This window comes from Pedococcus sp. P2_E5 (assembly GCF_056403895.1).
Genome location: NZ_JBFUEP010000010.1, coordinates 1 through 22,446, shown reverse-complemented (window position 1 = coordinate 22,446; position 22,446 = coordinate 1). Strand labels below are relative to the sequence as shown.

At 70.3% G+C, this 22,446-nt stretch carries 18 protein-coding genes and 1 tRNA gene; 18 read left to right on the top strand and 1 reads right to left on the bottom strand.

Translation table 11 applies throughout. From position 1 onward, the window contains the following. Positions 1–18: 18 nt before the first annotated feature. The 18 genes from AC1DVZ_RS04865 to AC1DVZ_RS04780 all read left to right on the top strand — a co-directional run bounded on the left by AC1DVZ_RS04865 (position 19) and on the right by AC1DVZ_RS04780 (position 21,468). Positions 19–1,761 (top strand): ABC transporter ATP-binding protein, encoded by a 1,743-nt coding sequence (locus AC1DVZ_RS04865; protein ID WP_477617105.1) that lies wholly within the window; start codon positions 19–21, stop codon positions 1,759–1,761. Between the two features lie 64 nt (positions 1,762–1,825). Further along, positions 1,826–3,898 carry a spermine/spermidine synthase domain-containing protein gene (locus AC1DVZ_RS04860; protein WP_477617049.1) on the top strand — a complete coding sequence of 691 codons (2,073 nt, stop codon included), beginning with the start codon at positions 1,826–1,828 and terminating at the stop codon, positions 3,896–3,898. 88 nt (positions 3,899–3,986) lie between these two features. Next, positions 3,987–4,352 carry a phosphoribosyl-AMP cyclohydrolase gene (hisI, locus tag AC1DVZ_RS04855; RefSeq protein ID WP_477617048.1) on the top strand — a complete coding sequence of 122 codons (366 nt, stop codon included), beginning with the start codon at positions 3,987–3,989 and terminating at the stop codon, positions 4,350–4,352. Then, positions 4,349–5,902: an anthranilate synthase component I gene (locus AC1DVZ_RS04850; protein WP_477617047.1), complete on the top strand. Its 1,554-nt coding sequence runs from the start codon at positions 4,349–4,351 to the stop codon at positions 5,900–5,902. Before hisI ends, AC1DVZ_RS04850 begins: the two co-directional genes overlap by 4 nt. Next, a complete protein-coding gene (locus AC1DVZ_RS04845) occupies positions 5,899–6,498 on the top strand; it encodes a Trp biosynthesis-associated membrane protein (protein WP_477617046.1) in 600 nt (199 codons plus the stop codon). The genes AC1DVZ_RS04850 and AC1DVZ_RS04845 overlap by 4 nt, the downstream gene beginning before the upstream one ends. A gap of 54 nt (positions 6,499–6,552) precedes the next feature. Then, complete coding sequence (locus tag AC1DVZ_RS04840) at positions 6,553–6,813, top strand: HGxxPAAW family protein (RefSeq protein WP_477617045.1); 261 nt, start codon at positions 6,553–6,555, stop codon at positions 6,811–6,813. Positions 6,814–6,943: 130 nt separating this feature from the next. Then, positions 6,944–7,735: an indole-3-glycerol phosphate synthase TrpC gene (gene trpC, locus AC1DVZ_RS04835; RefSeq protein ID WP_477617044.1), complete on the top strand. Its 792-nt coding sequence runs from the start codon at positions 6,944–6,946 to the stop codon at positions 7,733–7,735. A gap of 73 nt (positions 7,736–7,808) precedes the next feature. Further along, the gene (gene trpB / locus AC1DVZ_RS04830; protein ID WP_477617043.1) at positions 7,809–9,080 is read left to right on the top strand and encodes a tryptophan synthase subunit beta; all 1,272 of its coding nucleotides are present in this window, start codon (positions 7,809–7,811) and stop codon (positions 9,078–9,080) included. Beyond that, a complete protein-coding gene (trpA, locus tag AC1DVZ_RS04825; protein ID WP_477617041.1) occupies positions 9,077–9,895 on the top strand; it encodes a tryptophan synthase subunit alpha in 819 nt (272 codons plus the stop codon). The genes trpB and trpA overlap by 4 nt, the downstream gene beginning before the upstream one ends. 2 nt (positions 9,896–9,897) lie before the next feature. Then, positions 9,898–10,467 carry a DoxX family protein gene (locus tag AC1DVZ_RS04820; protein ID WP_477617040.1) on the top strand — a complete coding sequence of 190 codons (570 nt, stop codon included), beginning with the start codon at positions 9,898–9,900 and terminating at the stop codon, positions 10,465–10,467. Next, positions 10,464–11,255 (top strand): DsbA family protein, encoded by a 792-nt coding sequence (locus AC1DVZ_RS04815; RefSeq protein WP_477617039.1) that lies wholly within the window; start codon positions 10,464–10,466, stop codon positions 11,253–11,255. Before AC1DVZ_RS04820 ends, AC1DVZ_RS04815 begins: the two co-directional genes overlap by 4 nt. Positions 11,256–11,307: 52 nt before the next feature. Then, positions 11,308–11,730 (top strand): hypothetical protein, encoded by a 423-nt coding sequence (locus AC1DVZ_RS04810; RefSeq protein ID WP_477617038.1) that lies wholly within the window; start codon positions 11,308–11,310, stop codon positions 11,728–11,730. Positions 11,731–11,787: 57 nt separating this feature from the next. Next, the gene (locus AC1DVZ_RS04805) at positions 11,788–12,501 is read left to right on the top strand and encodes a hypothetical protein (protein WP_477617037.1); all 714 of its coding nucleotides are present in this window, start codon (positions 11,788–11,790) and stop codon (positions 12,499–12,501) included. A gap of 17 nt (positions 12,502–12,518) precedes the next feature. After that, positions 12,519–13,376: a prolipoprotein diacylglyceryl transferase gene (gene lgt / locus AC1DVZ_RS04800; RefSeq protein ID WP_477617036.1), complete on the top strand. Its 858-nt coding sequence runs from the start codon at positions 12,519–12,521 to the stop codon at positions 13,374–13,376. 138 nt (positions 13,377–13,514) lie between these two features. Beyond that, on the top strand, positions 13,515–18,059 hold the full coding sequence (gene gltB / locus AC1DVZ_RS04795; protein ID WP_477617035.1) for a glutamate synthase large subunit: 4,545 nt from the start codon (positions 13,515–13,517) through the stop codon (positions 18,057–18,059). After that, the gene (locus AC1DVZ_RS04790) at positions 18,052–19,506 is read left to right on the top strand and encodes a glutamate synthase subunit beta (protein WP_477617034.1); all 1,455 of its coding nucleotides are present in this window, start codon (positions 18,052–18,054) and stop codon (positions 19,504–19,506) included. Before gltB ends, AC1DVZ_RS04790 begins: the two co-directional genes overlap by 8 nt. Positions 19,507–19,701: 195 nt before the next feature. Further along, the gene (gene pyk, locus AC1DVZ_RS04785; protein ID WP_477617033.1) at positions 19,702–21,153 is read left to right on the top strand and encodes a pyruvate kinase; all 1,452 of its coding nucleotides are present in this window, start codon (positions 19,702–19,704) and stop codon (positions 21,151–21,153) included. A 232-nt stretch (positions 21,154–21,385) separates the two neighbouring features. Then, a tRNA-Leu gene (locus tag AC1DVZ_RS04780) sits at positions 21,386–21,468 on the top strand. A gap of 103 nt (positions 21,469–21,571) precedes the next feature. Here the strand turns inward: AC1DVZ_RS04780 and AC1DVZ_RS04775 are convergent. After that, a partial coding sequence (locus AC1DVZ_RS04775) for an FAD-binding oxidoreductase (protein ID WP_477617032.1) occupies positions 21,572–22,446 on the bottom strand: 875 nt, incomplete at its 5' end.

Sequence of the window (22,446 nt, the reverse complement as noted above, 5' to 3'; positions counted from 1 at the left end):
ACCTCGTCCCTGGGGACCATGGCGACCCTGCGTCGCGGGCTCGACCTGTCGCCCGAGCTCCGCCGCGGGCTGGGGGTCACCCTCGGGCTCGCCGCGATCACGACCGTCGGGCGGATCGTGGTGCCGTTCGTGGTCCAGCAGACGACCGACCACGGACTGCTCGGCAAGGACGGTCCGGACCCCGGGCTGGTGACCCGCTACGTGCTGTTCGCCCTGATCGCGGTCGCGGCCACGGCCCTGAGCGCGTATGCCGTGAACGTGCGCCTCTTCAAGGCCTCCGAGGCCGGGCTGGCGTCGTTGCGGCTCAAGGCCTTCCGGCACATCCACGACCTGTCGATGCTCACCCAGAACACCGAGCGCCGGGGTTCGATGGTCAGCCGCGTCACCTCGGACGTCGACACCATCAGCCAGTTCGTCCAGTTCGGCGGCATCATCCTCGTGCTCAGCCTGGGACAGATCGCCGTCGCGACGGGGCTGATGTTCTACTACAGCCCGCTGCTGACCGGGGTCGTGTGGCTCTGCTTCGTGCCGCTGCTGTTCGTCATCCGGCGGTTCCAGACGATCGTCGGCCGCGCCTACACGGTCGTGCGCGAGCGTGTCGGCGACCTGCTCGCGGCGGTCTCGGAGTCGGTCGTCGGGGCGGCCACCATCCGGGCCTACGGCGTCGAGGAGCGCACCGCGCACCGCATCGACGGCGCCATCGAGGCGCACCGGAGCGCGTCGATCCGGGCCCAGGTGCGCTCGGTGGTGGCCTTCTCCTCGGGGCAGCTCGTCGCGGGGCTGACCCTGGCCGTGGTGCTCGTCGTCGGGACCATCCAGGCTGCCGCCGGCCACCTGACGCTCGGGCAGCTGCTCGCCTTCCTCTTCCTGGTCAACCTGTTCACCCAGCCGGTGCAGCAGGCCACCGAGATCCTCAACGAGCTCCAGAACGCCGTGGCCGGGTGGCGGCGAGTGATCGGCGTGATCGACACGCCCGCCGACGTCGMCGACCCCGGTGACGAGGGGCAGGTGCTACCGCGCGGACCCATCGCGGTCGACTTCGACGCCGTGTCCTTCGCCTACCCCGGCGCCGACACCGTCCTGCACGACGTCAACCTCGCCATCGGACCCCGCAGCCGCGTCGCGATCGTGGGCGAGACCGGCTCGGGGAAGTCGACCCTCGCCAAGCTGCTCACCCGCCTGATGGACCCCACCGAGGGCACCGTGCGCATCGACGGCGTGGACCTGCGCGACGTGCGCTTCTCCTCGCTCCGAGAGCGCGTCGTGCTGGTGCCCCAGGAGGGGTTCCTCTTCGACGCGACGCTGCGCGAGAACGTCCGGTTCGGGCGACCCGACGCGACCGACGAGGACGTGAAGCTGGCCCTCACCGAGCTCGGGCTCGACGCCTGGCTGGCCGGCCTGCCGCAGGGCCTGGCCACCGAGGTGGGGCAGCGCGGTGAGTCGCTCTCCGCGGGCGAGCGACAGCTGGTGGCCCTGGCTCGCGCCTACCTCGCCGACCCGGACCTGCTCGTCCTCGACGAGGCCACGTCCGCCGTCGACCCCTCCACGGAGGTGCGTCTCCAGCGGGCGCTCGAGGGCCTCACGCGCGGCCGCACCTCGATCGCCATCGCCCACCGGCTCTCCACGGCCGAGGCCGCCGACGAGGTCATCGTGGTGGATCGTGGACGCATAGTGGAGCGCGGCCCACACCGAGACCTCGTCCAGCAGGACGGGGTGTATGCCGCCCTGCACGCCTCGTGGGCGGCGCAGCAACGCGGCTGACCGGGCCACCCCCTGTTGCTACGGTTCCCTCGGTCAGTGCCGACCGGCATACGAGGGGGACAGCATGCAGCAGGAGCACGAACGGGAGCTGGGACACGCCAGTGAGGCGGCAGCCGTGGAGGTCCGGGCCATCAAGGGCATGCCGCGCATCCCCAGTCCCGGCGATCGCACCAGACTCGTTCTTGCCAGCGCGCTCATGCTGTTCGTGGAGCTGGCCCTCATCCGGTGGACGTCGTCCAACAACCTGTACCTCGTCCACATGACCAACTTCGTCCTGCTGGCGAGCTTCCTCGGCATCGGACTGGGCTTCCTGCGCGCCAGGGCCGGACGCGACCTCTTCCCGCTGGCACCGGTCCTCCTCGCGGCGCTGGTGGGCTTCGTCCTCGCGTTCCCGGTCCGGACGGGGACCGGGCGCGGCGGGCGGTGGCAGCTCGTGGGCCTCTTCGACCTGTCGCCCCTCCCACGCTGGGTCAGCCTGACCGTCATCTTCGTCCTCACCGTGGCGACGCTCATGGCGCTGGCCCAGGAGGTGGCACGGACCTTTGCCAGGTTCGAGCCGCTGGAGGCCTACCGGCTCGACGTCGTCGGCAGCCTGACCGGCATCGCGTGCTTCGCCGCCCTGTCGTTCCTGCGGCTGCCGCCACTCGGCTGGGGACTCGTCGGGGTGGCGGTCTTCGTCGTGCTGCTCGGACGTCGACTGCGGTTGCTGCGGCGATGGCCCGCCATCGCCCTCGGCGCGCTCGTGCTGATGCTGGGCGCCGAGTCGGTGGTCGGGACCTTCCAGTGGTCGCCCTACTACAAGATCCACACCACCGAGCTCGCCGGAGGCCTGTTCCGGGTCGAGGTCAACAACACGCCGCTCCAGACCGCGCTCCCGGTGGCTGACATCCGGCGGGACTCGCCGTTCTACCTCTACCCCTACACGTATGCCGGCTCGCGCGACGACGTGCTCGTCGTCGGCGCGGGCACCGGCAACGACGTCGCGGTGGCCCTGGCGCAGGGCGCCAAACGCGTCGACGCGGTCGAGATCGACCCAGCGATCATGCAGCTCGGTCGCGACCACCACCCTGACCGGCCGTACTCCGACCCACGGGTGAGCACCCACGTGGATGACGGCCGCGCGTTCATGGAACGCACCGACCGCCGCTACGACCTCATCCTGCTGGCGCTCCCGGACTCGGCGACCATTGTCACCGGCCAGTCGGCGCTGCGGCTGGAGAACTACCTCTTCACCACGCAGGCGCTCGCACAGGCGCGCTCGCTCCTCAAGCCCGACGGCACGTTCGCCATGTACAACTACTACGAGCCGTGGCTGCTGGACCGCTACGCCAACACCGTGCGCACCGTCTACGACGCGGCCCCGTGCGTACAGCTCGGGCCGAGCTACGGACCACGCCAGCAGGCCGTGCTCACGCTGCGCAAGGACGCCAGCACCGGGGGGTGCACCACGACCTGGACACCGCGTGCCGCCGCCCTCGAGCCCTCCGTCGACGACCGCCCGTTCCCCTACCTCGGGTCTCGCACGATCCCGTCCTTCTACCTCTGGATGCTCGGACTCGTCCTGCTGGCCTCCGTGATCGCGGTGCGCACGGTCGCCGGGCCCTTGCGGACGATGCGGCCCTACGTCGACCTGTTCTTCATGGGCGCCGCGTTCCTGCTGCTGGAGACCAAGAACGTCGTCCAGTTCGCGCTGCTGTTCGGCACCACGTGGGCGGTGAACGCCGCGGTCTTCGCCGGCGTGCTGCTCAGCGTCCTGGCGGCCATCGAGGTTGCCCGCCGCGTCACCATCCGTCGCCCGATCCGCTTGTATGCCGCGTTGCTGGCCGCGCTCGCGGCCGCCTGGCTGATCCCGCAGGACGCGTTGCTCGACCTGTCGCTGGTGCCACGGTTCCTGGCCGGCGTGACCATCGCCTTCCTGCCGATCTTCATCGCCAACCTGTTGTTCGCGGTGCGGTTCAAGGGCGCTGGCTCCAGCACCGTCGCCTTCGGCGCCAACCTCCTCGGCGCCATGGTGGGTGGCGCACTGGAGTACCTCGCCCTCATCTTCGGCTTCAACACCCTGCTCGTCGTGGTGGCTGTCCTCTACGGGGCGGCGCTCCTCACCGGACGCCGGCACCTCGTCGCGCGCCGCGCCTGAGGTCTGTTGCCCGACGGCGAGGATGCAGGAGGCGCTCGCGGCGTGGGCACCCCCACGGCGTGGGGGACCGGCACGGCAGAATGGCCGGGTGACCTCGCCCGCAGTGCTCGACCCCGCCATCGCCGCGCGTCTCAAGCGGGACGCGCAGGGGCTCGTGGCTGCCATCGTCCAGCAGCACGACACCGGTGAGGTGCTCATGCTCGGCTGGATGGACGACGAGGCGCTGCGCCGCACCCTCGACGAGGGGCGCGTGACGTTCTGGTCCCGCAGCCGGGGCGAGTACTGGCGCAAGGGTGACACGAGCGGTCACGTGCAGCACGTGCGCTCGGTGGCGCTCGACTGTGACGGCGACGCGCTGCTGGTGCGGGTCGACCAGGTGGGCGCCGCCTGCCACACGGGCGACCGGACCTGCTTCGACGCCGGTGACCTCGACGCCCGGGTGGGGGAGCCGTGACCGACGTCAGCCCTGACCTGTCCTTCGGCGCGACCTGGCCGAGCCTCGAGACCTTCCAGATCCTGGCCAAGGACCGCAGGGTCATCCCGGTCGTGCGCCGGCTGATGGCCGACGCCGAGACGCCCGTCGGCCTCTACCGCAAGCTCGCCAAGGATGCCCCGGGGACCTTCCTGCTCGAGTCGGCCGAGCACGGCGGAGTCTGGTCGCGCTACTCCATCGTCGGCGCGGCGAGCCGGGCCACGTTGACGGAGAAGGACGGTCAGGCGCACTGGGTGGGAGAGCCGCCGGCGGGGGTGCCCACCGACGGCAGCCCGCTGGACGCGTTGCGTGACACGGTCGCAGTCCTCGCGACCGAGCCGATCGAGGGCCTCCCGCCCCTCACGGGTGGCATGGTCGGTGCGATCACGTATGACGCGGTGCGGCGCTGGGAGCGGGTGCCCGACAGCCTTCCCGACGAGCTGGGCCTGCCCGAGATCTCGATGATGCTGGCGACCGACCTCGCGGTCCTCGACCACGCCGACGGCTCCGTGCTGCTCGTGGCCAACGCCGTCAACTACGACGCGACCGACGAGCGGGTCGAGGACGCCTGGGCGGACGCCGTGGCGCGCCTCGACGTGATGACCGCGGACCTCGCTGCGCCGGCGCCGAGCACGGTGGCGACGGTCGACCGGGACGAGTTCCATCGAGCCAGCCACGAGGTGCGCAGCAACATCACCCAGGCCACCTTCGAGGAGATGGTCGAGAAGGCGAAGGAGGACATCCGGGCAGGTGAGGTGTTCCAGGTCGTCCTGTCGCAGCGGTTCTCGACCCCCTGTCGCGCGGATGCCCTCGACGTCTACCGTGCACTGCGCTCGTCCAACCCGAGTCCCTACATGTACCTCCTGCGACTCCCCGCCGGTGACGGCACGGCATACGACGTCGTCGGTTCGTCGCCCGAGGCGCTGGTCAAGGTGACCGGTCGCCGGGCCATCACCCACCCGATCGCCGGCTCACGTCCGCGGGGCAAGACTCCGGAGGACGACCAACGGCTCGCCGAGGACCTGCTCGCCGACCCCAAGGAGCGGTCCGAGCACGTCATGCTCGTGGACCTCGGGCGCAACGACCTGCAACGGGTCTGCGAGGCGGGCACCGTCGACGTCGTGGAGTTCATGAACGTCCGTCGCTACTCCCACGTGACGCACCTGGAGTCCACCGTCGTGGGCGACATCCGCCCCGAGCAGTCGGCCTACGACGTCCTCGTCGCCACCTTCCCCGCGGGCACCCTGTCCGGCGCGCCCAAGCCGCGAGCGCTCAGCCTGATCGAGCACTACGAACCCAGTCGCCGTGGGGTCTACGGCGGGGTGGTCGGCTACCTCGACTTCCACGGTGACCTCGACATGGCGATCGCCATCCGGACGGCGGTCATCAAGGACGGCATCGCGCACGTGCAGGCGGGCGCCGGGATCGTCGCCGACTCCGTGCCCACGGCCGAGTTCGAGGAGACGGTCAACAAGGCGGCGGCCGCCCTCCGTGCCGTCGCCACCGCCACAGCCATGAGGACCGTGCAGTGAGCTCTTCCCGCCTGACCTCCAAGCTGTCCGTGGTGCTGCTGGCCCTCCTCGGTTCCGGTGTCCTGCTGTCCAGTGGTGGCCGGATCTGGGTGAGGGGCACCGTCGACGACGCCGTCCTGGGAGCCAGTCGCATCTCCGGCACCGGCAGCGAGGTCGCCTCCGGCGTCGTGGCCCTGGCGCTCGTGGGTGCCGCCGCTGCCCTCGCGAGCGCCACCAGTGGCCCCGTGGTCCGCCGGGTCACTCTCGTCGTGCTCGCCCTCGCAGGTGCGGCCGAGGGCTTCGTGGCGGCTCGGGTCGGACTGGCGCCAGAGAGCTCGCTCGGAGCCATCGCCGCGAAGGCGGCCGGGCGCACCGGGTCCATCGAGACCCATGCCACGGCGACCGCCTGGCCATGGCTCTGCGTCGTGGCATCGGTGCTGCTCGTCGTGGCAGCCGTGGCGGGCTGGGTCGGGGCGGGCAGGTGGCGCGGGCTGGGGGCCCGCTACGAGGCGCCGTCCACGTCCTCGGGCGCCCGGGGGCAGCGGGTGGCGACCGACTGGGACCGGCTCGACGCGGGCGACGACCCGACGGTGCGCGACGACGCCGCAAGCACCTGACAGAATGGGCGCCGAGCCCACGCCAGACCACGACGACCAGCAGGAGCCACCCCCATGGCAGAGCACGAGATCCACGAAGAAGACCACGGCCACAGCGTCGCGGCCTGGACGGCCGTCGTCATCATCCTCGTCGGGTCTGCCGTCGCGTCCTTGGCGGTGGTGGTGACCAACACCCCGCTGTTCGTCATCGGCCTGGTCATCTGCGTCCTCGGTGCCGTGGCTGGCAAGGTCCTGTCGATGGCGGGGTACGGCGCGGTGACCGTGAACGGCCCTGACGCCCCGGACAGCACGAAGCCCGAGGTCGGCATCAACTGACGGGCGCGCGGGCGCCGCGGCCGACACGCCCTGCCCGACCCGCGCGGTGCCACTCCGGCGGGGCCCACCGGTACGGTCCACCGGCTGACCCGGGCAGGGACCACCCAGTTCTGCTGGATAGCCTGTCGGCATGCCCACCGTGCTCGACGACATCGTTGCCGGCGTCCGCGAAGACCTCGCCGCCGCACAGGCCGTCGTCCCGCGCTCTCGGGTCGAGCAGCTCGCGGCTCGGGCCGCCCCTGCGCTCGACGCCGAGACCGCCCTGCGCCGCCCCGGACTGGCCCTGATCGCCGAGGTCAAGCGGTCCAGCCCGAGCAAGGGAGCCCTGGCGACCATCGCCGATCCCGCAGGCCTCGCGGCCGACTACGAGTCGGGCGGCGCCACTGCCGTGAGCGTGCTCACCGAGCGACGGCGTTTCAACGGTTCGCTCGACGACCTGGATGCCGTGCGCAGGGCCGTGCGGATCCCGGTGCTGCGCAAGGACTTCATGGTCGAGGACTACCAGCTGTACGAAGCACGGGCCCATGGGGCCGACCTCATCCTGCTCATCGTCGCCGCTCTCGACCAGGACGAACTGGTCCGCATGCAGGGCCTCGCCCGCGACCTCGGGATGACCGCGCTGGTCGAGGTCCACGACGAGGAGGAGACGCGACGTGCGGTCGACGCCGGGGCCTCCGTGGTCGGCGTCAATGCCCGCAACCTCAAGACCCTGGCGGTCGACCCCGACACGTTCGGTCGGCTCGCCCCCCTCATCCCGGACACCTGCGTCAAGGTGGCGGAGTCGGGGATCGGCGGCCCCGCTGACGCGGCCCGGTTCGCAGGCGAAGGCGCCGACGCCGTCCTCGTCGGCGAGGCACTGGTGCGGGGCAGCGACCCCCGCCGCGCGGCATACGAACTCATCGCGGCAGGAGCCACACCATGACCGAGCTGACAGCGAAGCGAGCACCCGAACGAGGCACGAGTGAGGCGCGGAGCGAGCGCGGAAGCGAGAAATCATGACCGACCTGACCCCCGAACCCCTGGCCCGCCCGGGCCGCTTCGGCGAGTTCGGTGGCCGCTATGTCCCCGAGGCGCTGATCCCGGCGCTGGAGGAGCTCGACGAGGCCCGCCGCAAGGCCATGGTCGACCCCGAGTTCATGGGCGAGCTGGAGCGACTGCACCGCACCTACACCGGGCGTCCGAGCATCATCACCGAGGTGCCGCGGTTCGCCGCGCACGCGGGGAACGCCCGGATCATCCTCAAGCGCGAGGACCTCAACCACACCGGCTCCCACAAGATCAACAACGTCCTCGCCCAGGCGCTGCTGACCAAGCGGATGGGCAAGACGCGCGTCATCGCCGAGACCGGCGCCGGGCAGCACGGGGTGGCCACGGCCACGGCCGCGGCCCTGATGGGCCTCGAGTGCGTGATCTACATGGGCAAGGTCGACACCGAGCGGCAGGCCCTCAACGTTGCCCGCATGCGGATGCTCGGCGCCGAGGTCGTCGCCGTCCCCACGGGCAGCGCCACCCTCAAGGACGCCATCAACGACGCGTTGCGCGACTGGGTGACCAACGTCGGCAACACCCACTACATCCTCGGCACCGTCACCGGACCGCACCCGTTCCCCGAGATGGTCCGCGACTTCCACCGGGTCATCGGGGTCGAGGCGCGGGCCCAGGTGCTCGACCTCACCGGACGGCTGCCTGACGCCGTCATCGCCTGCGTGGGTGGCGGGTCCAACGCCATGGGCATCTTCCACCGCTTCATCGACGACGCCGACGTCCGGCTCATCGGGATCGAGGCCGGGGGAGCGGGCATCGAGTCCGGCCGGCACGCGGCGCGGTTCGCGGCCAGCTCGCCGGGGGTGCTCCACGGCACCTTCAGCTACCTCATGCAGGACGACGACGGACAGACGCTCGAGTCGCACTCGATCTCCGCAGGGCTGGACTACCCGAGCGTCGGGCCGGAGCACGCCCACCTGCGCGACACCGGGCGGGCCGAGTACCGCTACGCCACCGACGACCAGACGATGAAGGCGTTCGAGCTGCTCTGCCGCACCGAGGGCATCATCCCCGCGCTCGAGTCGGCCCACGCCCTCGCCGGTGCGCTCGAGGTCGGCCGCGAGCTCGGCCCCGAGGCACTGCTTCTGGTCAACCTGTCGGGACGCGGTGACAAGGACATGCACACGGCCGCCGAGTACTTCGGGCTCCTCGAGGGCGAGGCGACCCCCCGTGGCACCGCCGAGGAACCGCGGGCCGAGGGCGACGGAAGGGCCCAGCTGTGAGCCCCACGACCACGGGCATCGGAGTCGGCGAGGTGCTCGAGCAGTGCCGTGCCGAGAACCGCGCCGCCCTGGTCGGTTATCTCCCTGTCGGCTACCCGTCGGTGCAGGGCTCGATCGAGGCGATGGTCGCGATGGTCGAGGCGGGCGTCGACATCGTCGAGGTCGGCATCCCGTACAGCGACCCGCTCATGGACGGCCCGGTCATCGCCTACGCGGCGGACCAGGCCCTCAAGCACGGTGTCCGGGTGAGCGACGCGTTCACGGCCACTCGCGCGGTGCGGGACGCGGGAGCCCCCCCGCTGGTCATGTCCTACTGGAACCTCATCCTGCGACACGGCCCCACTGCGTTCGCCCACGACCTCGCAGCAGCGGGCGGCGCCGGCATCATCACCCCCGACCTCATCCCCGACGAGGGCGCCGAGTGGATCGCGGCCAGTGACGAGACCGGCCTCGACCGCGTCTTCCTCGTCGCCCCGAGCTCGACGGAGCAGCGCATCGCCGCCGTGACGGCGCAGTGCCGTGGCTTCGTGTATGCCGTGTCGCACATGGGTGTGACCGGCGCCAGGACGTCCATGGGAGACGCCGCGGCGGTGATCGTGGGCCGCACCAAGGCGGTCACCGACAAGCCGGTGTGCGTGGGCCTCGGGGTCTCCGGCGGTTCGCAGGCGGCCGAGGTGGCGGCCTATGCCGACGGCGTCATCGTGGGTTCGGCCCTGGTGCGCTGCCTCACGGAGGCGGACGACCTCGAGGGTGGGATCGCGAGCCTTCGGGCGCTGGTCGGCGAGCTGGCCGAGGGCGTCCGGAGCGGGCGCTGACCGTGACGCTCCTGTCCAACCCGCGGTTTCGCGATGTCGTGGGGCTGCTGGCCCGACTGGTCCTCGGTGGCGTCGTCCTCGTCGCCGGGTTGCTGAAGGTCGGCCACCTCGAGACGTCGGCCCGCTCGGTCCGGGCCTACCAGCTGCTGCCCTACGACGTCGCCGGCTACCTCGGTTACGGCTTGCCGATCCTCGAGATCGCGGTGGGGGTGCTCCTGGTCCTGGGGCTTTTCACTCGGTTCAGCGCGGTGGTGGGCGGCATGCTCATGGTCGTCTTCATCGCGGGCATCGCGTCAGCCTGGGCGCGCGGTCTGTCGATCGACTGCGGATGTTTCGGCCACGGGGGAACCATCGCGGCCTCCCAGACGCAGTATCCCCAGGAGATCGCTCGCGACGTCGGGCTGCTCGTGTGCGCCGCCTGGCTCGTGGTGCGCCCACGAACGGCCTTCGGCCTCGAGCGGTTCCTGTTCCCCGAACAGCACGAGCCTGAGCACGAGACCGACCAGTACGAGGGTGACCTGCCTACCGAGCAGCACCGTCCTGACCCGCAGCACGAGAGGCCCCACGCATGACCAGCAGCAGCGCCAGCCGCAAGGCCAAGATCCAGGCGRCCGCGCCCCAGGGCCCGATCCGCAGCGGCAGCAAGGGTGGCGGGAAGGGCGGTGGCCAGGGCGCGAACCGCATCGTGGTGGCCACGGTCGTGGTCGTCGTGGTGCTCGCAGCGGTCATCACGGCGGTCATCCTCGGCAGCCAGGACAAGCAGGCGGCCACGACGGCCGGGGGTTCGACGCTGCCCAAGAACGTCGCCGCCATGGGCGCCGGGATCGTCGTCAACCCCGGTGCCCCCGCAAACGTGCCGACGGTGGACCTCTACGAGGACTTCCAGTGCCCGATCTGCGCGCGGTTCGAGGAGATCTTCGGGCTGCAGCTCGTGGACATGGTGAAGGCGAACCAGATCAAGCTGGTCGCCCACCCGCTGTCATTCCTCGACGACAACCTGCGCAACGACTCCTCCAACCGGGCGGCCAACGCAGCCGCGTGTGCTTCCGACGCCGACAAGTTCCTGCAGTACCACGCGGCGACCTTCCAGGGTCAGCCCGCCAAGGAGGGTGCCGGCTACAGCGACGCCCAGCTCAAGCAGTTCGCCGTCCAGGCCGGGCTGAGCAGCACGGCCCTCACCAGCTGGGACCAGTGCTACACAGCCAAGTCGCACAACCAGTGGGTCGAGTCCGTGCAGACCCAGTCCGAGAAGGACGGCGTCAACGGCACGCCGACGGTCAAGCTCAACGGCAAGGCCGTCGAGCTCACGGGCCTCACGCGCGACAAGCTGGCCGCCGAGGTCAAGGCCGCCACCCAGTAGAACTTTCCAGAAACCTGTGCAGACCTAGCCAGTCGATGGCTATGGTTCACCCATGACTATGAACATGGGGAACCTAGGCAGGGCCAACCGTCGACTCGCGCTCAGCGCTGCCCTGATGGCGATTCTGTGCGTGTGTGGCAACGCCTCATCGGCCGAGGCGCTGGGGTCGGGCAAGTTCCCGTGGCGCGGCGACGACGCCAACCGCACGACCTACTACTTCTACGGCAGCGGTGGGACGAGCGGGACCTTCGCGTACGCCACGACGAACGTCCCCGGGACAGCCTGCCTGCTGTACGTCAAGCGGGCCAAGACCACGATCACCCTGCCCAACGGGAGCTTCGTGACCCAGTCGTCGCTCCTCGGTCAGTGCAGTTCGGGGGTGGACATCTCGCGCGGCGGGTACTCGGTGTTCCAGATCAAGTCGACCCACACGCTGCAGAAATGGAGCGGCACCGAGTACAACTACGTCCTCTAGATGGCGCGCGGACATCGTCGCGCGAGGGCGGCAGCCGCGCCCTGGCGAGCGTCGGTGGTGAGCGTGCTCCTGGTGGGACTGACCGGTGCGTGTGGACCGGAGGCGGACGAGTCGCCTTCGGTGCAGGCGAGTGCCGTCGCGACCTACAGCGACCCCAGCGTCTACCGCGTCGGCCCGTCGGAGCTTCGACGGATCGTCGACGGGTTGGATCCTGACTCGCCCCAGCGGGTCGTCCTGGCTGACGGCCGCGTCTCACGGGCCGAGGTCGAGCGTGCCTGGGAGGGCTATGCCCAGTGCCTGCGGGCAGCCGGCTTCGCGGTGACGACACCGGTCTGGGACCCGGTCACCACCACGACTCGGATCTTCACCTATGCGCGGGCCGGCGCCACGGCGACCACCACGGCGACCACCACGGCGACCACCACGGCGACCACCACGGCGACCACCACGGCGACCTCGGCTCCGACGACCGGCGTGATGAGCCAGGGCGAGGCCGAGAGGGTCGACGCCTGCGAGGAGAGCCACTGGTTCCCGGTCTCGGCCGTGTACGCAGCCGATACGCCGCCTCACATGGAGCCGCGACTGGCGTCCGCTGTCGGGGAGTGCATGGTTCGGCGCGGGTACGCCGTGCGTGGCGTCACCGACTTCGGTGGCGTGGTGGGCGCGGTGCACGGGCAGGCTCGAGGGGCGCGCGTGGACGCTGGAAGAGACTGCCTCGCGACGGCGTTGGCCGATCTGTATCCCGACCTGCCGTACTACCCGCGCCCCTGACTGGATAGCCTCCAGTGGTGCCCCACTTCCTGCCCAGTCCGACTTCGGGAGTCTGGCACCTCGGCCCGTTCCCGATCCGGGCCTATGCCCTGTGCATCCTCGCGGGGATCGTCGTGGCCGTCTGGATCACCGGGCGGCGGCTCGTGGACCGCGGTCACGCCAAGGAGAAGGCCGTCGACATCTCGGCCTGGGCCGTCCCGTTCGGGATCCTCGGTGGTCGCCTGTACCACGTCATCACCACCCCGGATCCCTACTTCGGCGAGGGGGGCCACCCGCTCAAGGCGTTCGCCATCTGGGAGGGCGGCCTGGGCATCTGGGGCGCCATCGCGCTCGGGGCGCTGGGAGGCTGGATCGGCGCGCGCCGCCACGGTGTGCCGTTCCTGGACTACATCGACGCCGCCGCACCGGGAGTGGCGGTGGCGCAGGCCCTCGGCCGGTGGGGAAACTGGTTCAACAACGAGCTCTACGGCCGCGCGACCGACGTCCCGTGGGGGCTGACCATCCACGAGTGGGACCAGTCGGCCGGTCACGCCGTGCGCGACGCGAGTGGCAAGGCGGTGGTGCTCGGCACCTACCAGCCCACGTTCCTCTATGAGTCCCTGTGGTGCCTGCTGCTCGCCATGGTGCTCGTGCTGGCCGACCGTCGCTGGGCGCTGCGCAAGGGACAGCTGTTCGGCCTCTACGTCGTGGGCTACCCCCTGGGCAGGATCGTCTTCGAGCTGATGCGCAGCGACCCGGCGCACAAGATCCTCGGCGCGCGCGTCAACGTGTGGACGAGCATCATCGTCTTCCTGATCGGCGTCGCCATCGTCTGGTTCGGGAGGCGCCGCGAGGTGGCGCTTCGGCGTACGGTGCCATCTCAGCATACGGAATGAGGGCGCTCACATGGCGGGACAAACGGCACTCGGGCTATCCTTCCTGCAGCCGTGGCCAAGGCCGTCCACGCGCGTGACCTGGTGTGCCCAACTTGGGTTCCACAACGCACTTCTCCCCCCAAGGACGGTGACCCGAACGTGACTCCTGCGCGCTTCTCCGCCCAGCCTGCCGACACGGGCCTCTACCGCCGTGAGTTCGAGCACGACGCCTGCGGTGTCGCCCTCGTGGCGACGATGCGGGGGAGCGCAGGTCACGACATCGTCGACCACGCGCTCACCGCGCTGCGCAACCTCGACCACCGCGGCGCCACCGGCGCCGACCCGCTCGTGGGCGACGGCGCCGGCATCCTCACGCAGGTTCCCGACGCCTTCCTGCGCGCGGTCGTGGACTTCGACCTCCCCGTCCAGGGTGCGTATGCCGTGGGCATCGCCTTCCTGCCCGGCGACCAGACCGAGCGTGCCCGGATCGAGGCCCGGATCGAGGAGCTCGCGGCCGAGGAGGGCCTGACCGTCCTGGGATGGCGTGACGTCCCCGTGGCCGCGGAGCTGGTCGGCCAGGCGGCGCGCGACTGCATGCCGTTCTTCCGCCAGCTGTTCGTGTCGGCGGCGGTGGGCCGGATGGTCGGCCTCGGCCTGGACCGCCTCGCCTTCTGCCTGCGCAAGCGCGCCGAGCGCGAGACCGAGGTCTACTTCCCGTCGCTGTCGTGTCGCACCCTCGTCTACAAGGGCATGCTCACCACGGGCCAGCTCGAGCCGTTCTTCCCCGACCTGTCCGACCGACGGTTCGAGACCCAGCTCGCGCTGGTCCACTCGCGATTCTCCACCAACACCTTCCCCAGCTGGCCGCTGGCGCACCCCTACCGGCTGATCGCCCACAACGGCGAGATCAACACCGTCAAGGGCAACCGCAACTGGATGAGCGCCCGCGAGAGCCAGCTCGAGTCCGATGTCATCCCCGGTGACCTCGGGCGGCTGTTCCCCATCTGCACGCCGGAGGCATCCGACTCGGCGTCCTTCGACGAGGCGCTGGAGCTGCTGCACCTCGGTGGCCGCCCCCTGCCGCACGCGGTCCTCATGATGATCCCGGAGGCCTGGGAGAACAACGAGGAGATGGACCCGGCCCGCAGGGCCTTCTACGAGTTCCACTCCACCTTCATGGAGCCGTGGGACGGCCCCGCCTGCGTGACCTTCACGGACGGCTCGCTCATCGGCGCGGTGCTCGACCGCAACGGACTGCGCCCCGGCCGCTACTCGGTGACCGACGACGGGCTCGTCGTGCTGGCGTCCGAGTCCGGGGTCCTGGACCTCGACCCGACCCGCGTGGTCCGCAAGGGCCGCCTCCAGCCGGGACGCATGTTCCTGGTCGACACCGAGCACGGTCGCATCGTCTCCGATGACGAGGTGAAGTCCCAGCTCGCCGCCCAGCACCCCTATGACGAGTGGCTGCACGCGGGTCTGATCCACCTCGACGACCTGCCCGAGCGCGAGCACATCGTGCACACAGCGGCGTCGGTCGCCCGCCGCCAGCAGACCTTCGGCTACACGCAGGAGGAGCTCAAGATCCTGCTCACCCCGATGGCCCGCACCGGGGGAGAGGCGCTCGGCTCGATGGGCACCGACACCCCGATCGCGGTGCTGTCGGACCGCCCGCGGCTGGTCTTCGACTACTTCACCCAGCTCTTCGCCCAGGTCACCAACCCGCCGCTCGACGCCATCCGCGAGGAGCTCGTCACCTCGCTCGGCACCGTGATCGGTCCCGAGGGCAACGCCCTGGCGGCCGGTCCGGCCCACGCCCGCCAGGTCGTCCTGCCGTTCCCGGTCATCGACAACGACATGCTGGCCAAGATCGTCCACGTCAACGCCGACGGCGACCTGCCCGGCTACGCCACCCACGTGGTGCGGGGGCTCTACGACGTGACCGGCGGTGCGGCTGCGATGACGGCGCGCCTCGAGGAGATCTTTGCGGAGGTGTCCGCGGCGATCGCCGAGGGCGCCCGGTTCGTGGTGCTGTCCGACCGTGACTCGGGTCGCGACTACGCGCCGATCCCCTCGCTGCTGCTCACCTCTGCGGTCCACCACCACCTGATCCGGGAGAAGACCCGCACCCTGGTGGGTCTGGTCGTCGAGGCCGGCGACGTCCGCGAGGTCCACCACGTCGCCCTGCTCGTCGGGTACGGCGCGGCAGCCGTCAACCCGTACCTCGCCATGGAGTCGGTGGAGGACCTGGTCCGCTCCGGCGCGATCGACGGCGTGACTCCCGAGCAGGCCGTCAAGAACCTCATCAAGGCGCTCGGCAAGGGCGTGCTCAAGGTGATGTCCAAGATGGGGATCTCGACCGTCGCGTCGTACCGCGGCGCCCAGGTGTTCGAGGCGCTCGGCCTGTCGCAGGAGCTCGTCGACCGCTACTTCACCGGCACCGTGAGCCAGCTTGGTGGAGTCGGGCTCGACGTCCTGGCCGCGGAGACCGCGGCCCGGCACGCCGCGGCATACCCTCCTGACGGGGTGCGGCTCCCGCACCGCAAGCTCGGCGTCGGCGGCGAGTACCAGTGGCGGCGCGAAGGTGAGCCACACCTGTTCGACCCCGACACCGTGTTCCGGCTGCAGCACTCGACGCGGCAGCGGCGCTACGACATCTTCAAGCAGTACACCGAGCGCATCGACGAGCAGTCCGAGCGGCTGATGACGCTGCGCGGCCTCTTCACGCTCGGCGGAGCGTCGCCCCGCCCCGCGATCCCGATCGACGAGGTCGAGCCGATCAGCGAGATCGTCAAGCGGTTCAACACCGGGGCGATGTCCTACGGCTCGATCAGCCAGGAAGCCCACGAGACGCTGGCGATCGCCATGAACCGACTCGGTGGTCGCTCCAACACCGGCGAGGGTGGCGAGGACGTCGACCGGCTGATGGACCCCGAGCGCCGCTCGACGATCAAGCAGGTCGCCTCAGGACGGTTCGGCGTGACGTCGCTCTACCTGACCAAGTCTGGCGACATCCAGATCAAGATGGCGCAGGGCGCCAAGCCCGGCGAGGGCGGCCAGCTGCCCGGTCCCAAGGTCTACCCGTGGATCGCCACGACGCGGCACTCGACGCCGGGGGTCGGCCTGATCAGTCCGCCGCCGCACCACGACATCTACTCGATCGAGGACCTCGCCCAGCTGATCCACGACCTCAAGAACGCCAACCCCGAGGCCCGGATCCACGTCAAGCTCGTGTCCGAGATCGGCGTGGGCACCGTCGCCGCCGGCGTCTCCAAGGCGCACTCCGACGTCGTGCTGATCTCCGGACACGACGGTGGGACGGGCGCGTCGCCCCTCACGTCGCTCAAGCACGCCGGCGGTCCCTGGGAGATCGGCCTCGCCGAGACCCAGCAGACGTTGGTGCTCAACGGGTTGCGCGACCGCATCGTCGTGCAGTGCGACGGTCAGCTCAAGACCGGTAGAGACGTCGTCATCGCCGCCCTGCTCGGCGCGGAGGAGTTCGGCTTCGCCACGGCCCCGCTGGTCGTGAGCGGCTGCATCATGATGCGCGTCTGCCACCTCGACACCTGTCCGGTCGGCATCGCCACCCAGAACCCCGAGCTGCGGTCCCGGTTCTCGGGCAAGCCCGAGTTCGTCGAGACCTTCTTCGAGTACGTCGCCGAGGAGGTCCGCGAGCACCTCGCGGCACTCGGCTTCCGGAGCATCGAGGAGGCCGTCGGCCAGGTGTCGGCCATCGACGCGAGCCGCGCGGTCAACCACTGGAAGGCAGCAGGCCTCGACCTGTCGCCGATCTTCGCCGACGTCGAGAGCCCGGACGGCTCGGCCCGCCGCAACACCACGACGCAGGACCACGGGCTCGAGAAGGCACTCGACCACCACCTCATCACGATCGCCCGCGAAGCCCTCAACGACGGCACCCGGGTCACGGGTGACGTCGCGGTCCGCAACGTCAACCGCACGATCGGCACGCTGCTCGGCCACGAGGTCACCAAGGCCTACCCCGAGGGTCTGCCCGACGACACGATCAACCTCACCCTCAGGGGCTCGGCAGGTCAGTCGCTGGGTGCGTTCGTCCCGCGCGGTGTCACCCTGCGCCTGCTCGGGGACGCCAACGACTACGTCGGCAAGGGTCTGTCGGGTGGCCGGATCGTGGTCCGTCCCGACCGCGCTGCCCCGCTGCAGGCCGAGGCCAACGTCATTGCCGGCAACGTCATCGGCTACGGCGCCACCACCGGCGAGCTCTACCTGCGAGGTCTCGTGGGCGAACGCTTCTGCGTCCGCAACTCCGGTGCCACCGCGGTGGTCGAGGGCGTCGGCGACCACGGCTGCGAGTACATGACCGGGGGCACTGTCCTCGTGCTCGGACCCACCGGTCGCAACTTCGCGGCAGGCATGTCTGGGGGAGTGGCCTACGTGCTGGACCTCGATCCCGGTCGGGTCAACACCGAGCTCGTCGACCTGTCTGCCCTGCGGCCCGACGACGAGAAGGTCGTGCGCGAACTGCTCGCCAAGCACGTCGAGTGGACCGAATCGCCTGTCGCCGCAAGGCTTCTGGAGGATTGGGACACCACAAGCTCGCGCTTCACCCTGGTCCTGCCGCGCGACTACCAGCGCGTCCTGGACGTGCGCGCCGCCGCTGAGGCGGAGGGACTCGACGTCAACGGCTCCGAGGTCTGGGAGCGGATCATGGAGGCCTCCCGTGGCTGACCCCCAGGGTTTTCTCAAGACGCGTGAGCGTGAGCTGCCGGCCCGCCGGCCCGTTTCCGTGCGCATCCGGGACTGGAAAGAGGTCTACGAGGAGCAGGAGCTCGGACAGCTGCAGCGCCAGGCCGGACGATGCATGGACTGCGGGATCCCGTTCTGCCACAGCGGATGTCCGCTCGGCAACCTCATCCCGGAGTGGAACGACCTGGCCTGGAAGGGCGACTGGCGCGAGGCCATCGAGCGGCTGCACGCCACCAACAACTTCCCCGAGTTCACGGGTCGACTCTGCCCGGCGCCGTGCGAGACGGCCTGCGTCCTCGGCATCAACCAGCCCGCCGTGACGATCAAGCAGATCGAGGTCACGACGATCGACCGCGCCTTCGACGCCGGCTACGTCCAGCCCCAGGCCCCCGAACGGCTCTCGGGCAAGACGGTCGCCGTGGTCGGCTCCGGACCTGCCGGTCTGGCCGCCGCCCAGCAGCTGACGCGCGCCGGCCACACGGTCGCGGTCTACGAGCGTGCCGACAAGCCCGGCGGTCTGCTGCGCTACGGCATCCCCGAGTTCAAGATGGAGAAGTCCGTCCTCGACCGTCGGATCGCCCAGATGGAGGCCGAGGGCACCCGCTTCCGCAGCGGGGTCGACGTCGGCGGCGACGTCACCGGCAAGCAGCTGCGTGACCGCTACGACGCGGTGGTCCTCGCCATCGGGGCGACGGTGCCGCGTGACCTGACGGTCCCGGGCCGCGAGCTCGACGGTGTCATGCAGGCGATGGACTTCCTGCCGCCCGCCAACCGCGTGGCGCTCGGCGAGACCGTCGAGGGACAGGTCACCGCCGAGGGCAAGGACGTCATCGTCATCGGGGGTGGCGACACCGGGGCCGACTGCATCGGCACCTCGCACCGCCAGGGTGCTCGCTCGGTCACCAGCCTCGAGATCCTGCCGCAGCCGGGGGAGGAGCGGGTCGCGGGCCAGCCGTGGCCGACCTACCCGATGCTCTTCCGCGTCGCCTCCGCACACGAGGAGGGCGGCGACCGGGTGTATGCCGCCTCGACCAAGGAGGTCATCGGCACGGATGGCAAGGTGTCGGGCATCCGGGTCGTCGACGTGCGCATGGGAGACAAGGGGTTCGAGGAGGTCGAGGGCACCGAACGCGTGCTGCCGGCCCAGCTGATCCTGCTGGCCATGGGCTTCCTCGGGCCTGAGGGCCCGGGTGTCGTGCAGCAGCTCGAGGTCGAGCTCGACGAGCGGTCCAACGTCAAGCGCGACAAGGACTACATGTCGTCCGTGYCCGGTGTCTTCGTCGCCGGGGATGCCGGTCGTGGACAGTCGCTCATCGTGTGGGCCATCGCCGAAGGTCGTTCGGCCGCAGCCGGAGTCGACCGGTTCCTGACGGGCGACACCGCCCTGCCACGCCCCATCAACCCGAACGACCGCCCGCTGGTCGTCTGACGTTCCCACTTCTGGCCACCGGTGCCAGGTCCCGGGCCAGATCTGGCCGGCTGACCTGACATGGGTGGCCAGAAGTGCAGGTTCGGCGGGGCTGGGCGCCGCCCACGCGGCATACCTCCCCGCCTGCGCCGCGCACCGTGTCCGCAGGGTGACCGGGGTCACGTTCGGGGGTGGGCGACCGATAGGGTCGATGCCATGCGCCGCGCCAAAATCGTCTGCACCCTCGGCCCCGCAGTCTCCACTCCCGAGCGCATCCGCGAGCTCGTCGACGCGGGTATGGATGTTGCCCGGCTGAACCTCTCCCACGGCGAGTACGCCGACCACGAGAAGATCTACCAGGAGATCCGGAAGGCCAGTGACGAGACCGGTCACGCGGTCGGCATCCTCGTCGACCTCCAGGGTCCCAAGATCCGTACCACGCGGTTCAAGGACGGTCCGGTGGAGCTGGTCAACGGCGCCGAGTTCACCATCACGACCCGTGAGGTCGACGGGTCGGCGTCGGAGGTCGGCACGACCTACAAGGGTCTGCCCGGTGACGTGAGCCCGGGGGACGCCCTCCTCATCGACGACGGCAAGGTGGGCCTGCAGGCTGTCGAGGTCACCGACACCGACGTCCGCTGCGTGGTCACCGTTGGTGGCACGGTGTCCAACAACAAGGGCATCAACCTGCCGGGCGTCGCGGTCTCCGTGCCGGCGCTGTCCGAGAAGGACAAGGAAGACCTGCGGTGGGCACTGCGGCTGCGCGCCGACATGATCGCCCTGTCCTTCGTGCGCTCCGCCGCGGACCTCGACGACGTCCACGCCGTGATGGACGAGGTCGGCGTCCGGCTCCCTGTCATCGCCAAGATCGAGAAGCCCCAGGCCGTGCTCAACCTGGTCGAGATCATCGAGGCGTTCGACGGCGTGATGGTCGCTCGCGGAGACCTCGGTGTCGAGCTGCCGCTGGAGGAGGTGCCGATCGTCCAGAAGGAAGCCATCGAGATCGCGCGGCGCAACGCCAAGCCGGTCATCGTGGCCACCCAGGTGCTCGAGTCGATGATCGAGAACCCGCGCCCCACCCGCGCGGAGGCCTCGGACGCCGCCAACGCCGTCCTCGACGGCGCGGACGCCCTGATGCTGTCGGGGGAGACCAGCGTCGGTGCCTACCCGATCATCGCCGTGCAGACCATGGCCCGGATCATCGAGAGCACCGAGGAGCACGGCCTGGAGCGGATCCGACCGCTCGGCACCAAGCCGCACACCATGGGCGGAGCGGTGGCTGCGGCTGCCGTCGAGATCGGCGAGCTGCTCGGGGCCAAGTTCCTCATCACCTTCAGCCAGTCCGGCGACACGGCCAAGCGGATGTCCCGCATCCGCCCGCGGATCCCCATGCTCGCGTTCACCCCCGAGCCGCACACCCGCTCGCGGCTGGCGCTGGCCTGGGGCATCGAGACCTACCTCGTCCCCATGGCCCGGCACACCGACCAGATGGCCCAGCAGGTCGACAAGTCGCTGCTCGCGAGCGGCCGCGCCAAGGAGGGCGACCTCGTCGTCATCGTCGCCGGTTCGCCTCCCGGCATCCCCGGGTCGACCAACGCGCTGCGCGTCCACAAGATGGGTGACGCCATCAACAAGGTGGCCCCGGCCTACGAGGACCTCGCCGACTGAGCAGCTGGGCCGGCGAGGCGCCTGCCGCCGGACGACAGGCAAACGCTCTGTTCCGTATGCCGTCTGCTCACCAGGGTGCGGAGCCCGCGCCTGACCGTCCCTGATCGTCCGCGGTCGAAAACCCGGCCGCTTTGTGGTCCGGGCGCACCGCACCGCTATCCTTTCCGAGGCCGCTGACGTGGCCGCCCGCTGAACTGAGGTTCGGCAAGCCGCTGAACCCAATGTTCGGCAAGCCGAAGTGGTGGAATGGCAGACACGGAGCACTCAAAATGCTCTGCTCGAAAGGGCGTGCGGGTTCAAGTCCCGCCTTCGGCACCGAAGTGACCAAGCGGAAGCAACCGGCACCGCCATTCCACTGGCGCGTGACTGGGTGTGTCACCGCTCGAGCTCGGAGCCGGATTGCCAGCGTGCGCGGTGGTCAGGCAGGCACTGTGGGGCGGATGTTCTGGTTGCCGGAGAAGACGTTGCCGGGGTCGTACTCGGACTTGATCTGTGCCAGTCGCTCGTACTTCTCGGCGCCGAAAGCCGCCTTGATGCGCTCGTCACCCTCGTCGCCGATGAAGTTGAGGTAGACGCCTCCGGTCGTGAAGGGGGCGTTCGCCTGCCGGTAGTCGCGGACCCACGCGATGTTGGCGGCGTCGTCGGCAGGGTCTTCCCAGGTCGCGAAGGGATGACTCACCCAACGCGCCGAGCGCTGGCTCAACGGTGTGGCGTCATCGTCGACGCGCGCCAGCGCGCCGCCCCACGGGAGCAGCAGGTGCTGCGTCATCGGCGATGCACGGCGTGCGCCCGCGTCGAGGAAGACGTCGAGGGCGTCGTCAGGGAAGGAGTCGTGATAGTCGGCGCTCCAGTACTGCCGGAAGCCCGGCGGGTCGTCGATCATCGACTGCAGCTCCGCGTAGGGCCTCGGGCCGACCAGGTCGATCTCAGGTGACAGTTCGCGCACGACGTGGAGCAACTCCGCACCAGTCGCCTCGTCCCCGGTCCAGCAGAGCGCGATCGCGATCAGGGGCTGGCCCTGCAGGTGCTGCGGGACGAACTCCTCCGGCGGCCCGGTGAGAATCACCAGACCGGGGCCGAGCTCCTCCGGAGCGTCGTTCGCCCAGTCGCGGAAGACCCGCGACACCTCGGGTCCACGAGCAGCGGGCCAGGCCATCAGCCCCCCGATGATCATCGGACCGACCGGGTGCAGCTGGAACTCCATCGCGGTGACGACACCGAAGTTGCCGCCCCCTCCCTTGCTGGCCCAGAGCAGGTCCTGGTGCTGGGTTTCGTCGGCGCGGATCTCTCGGC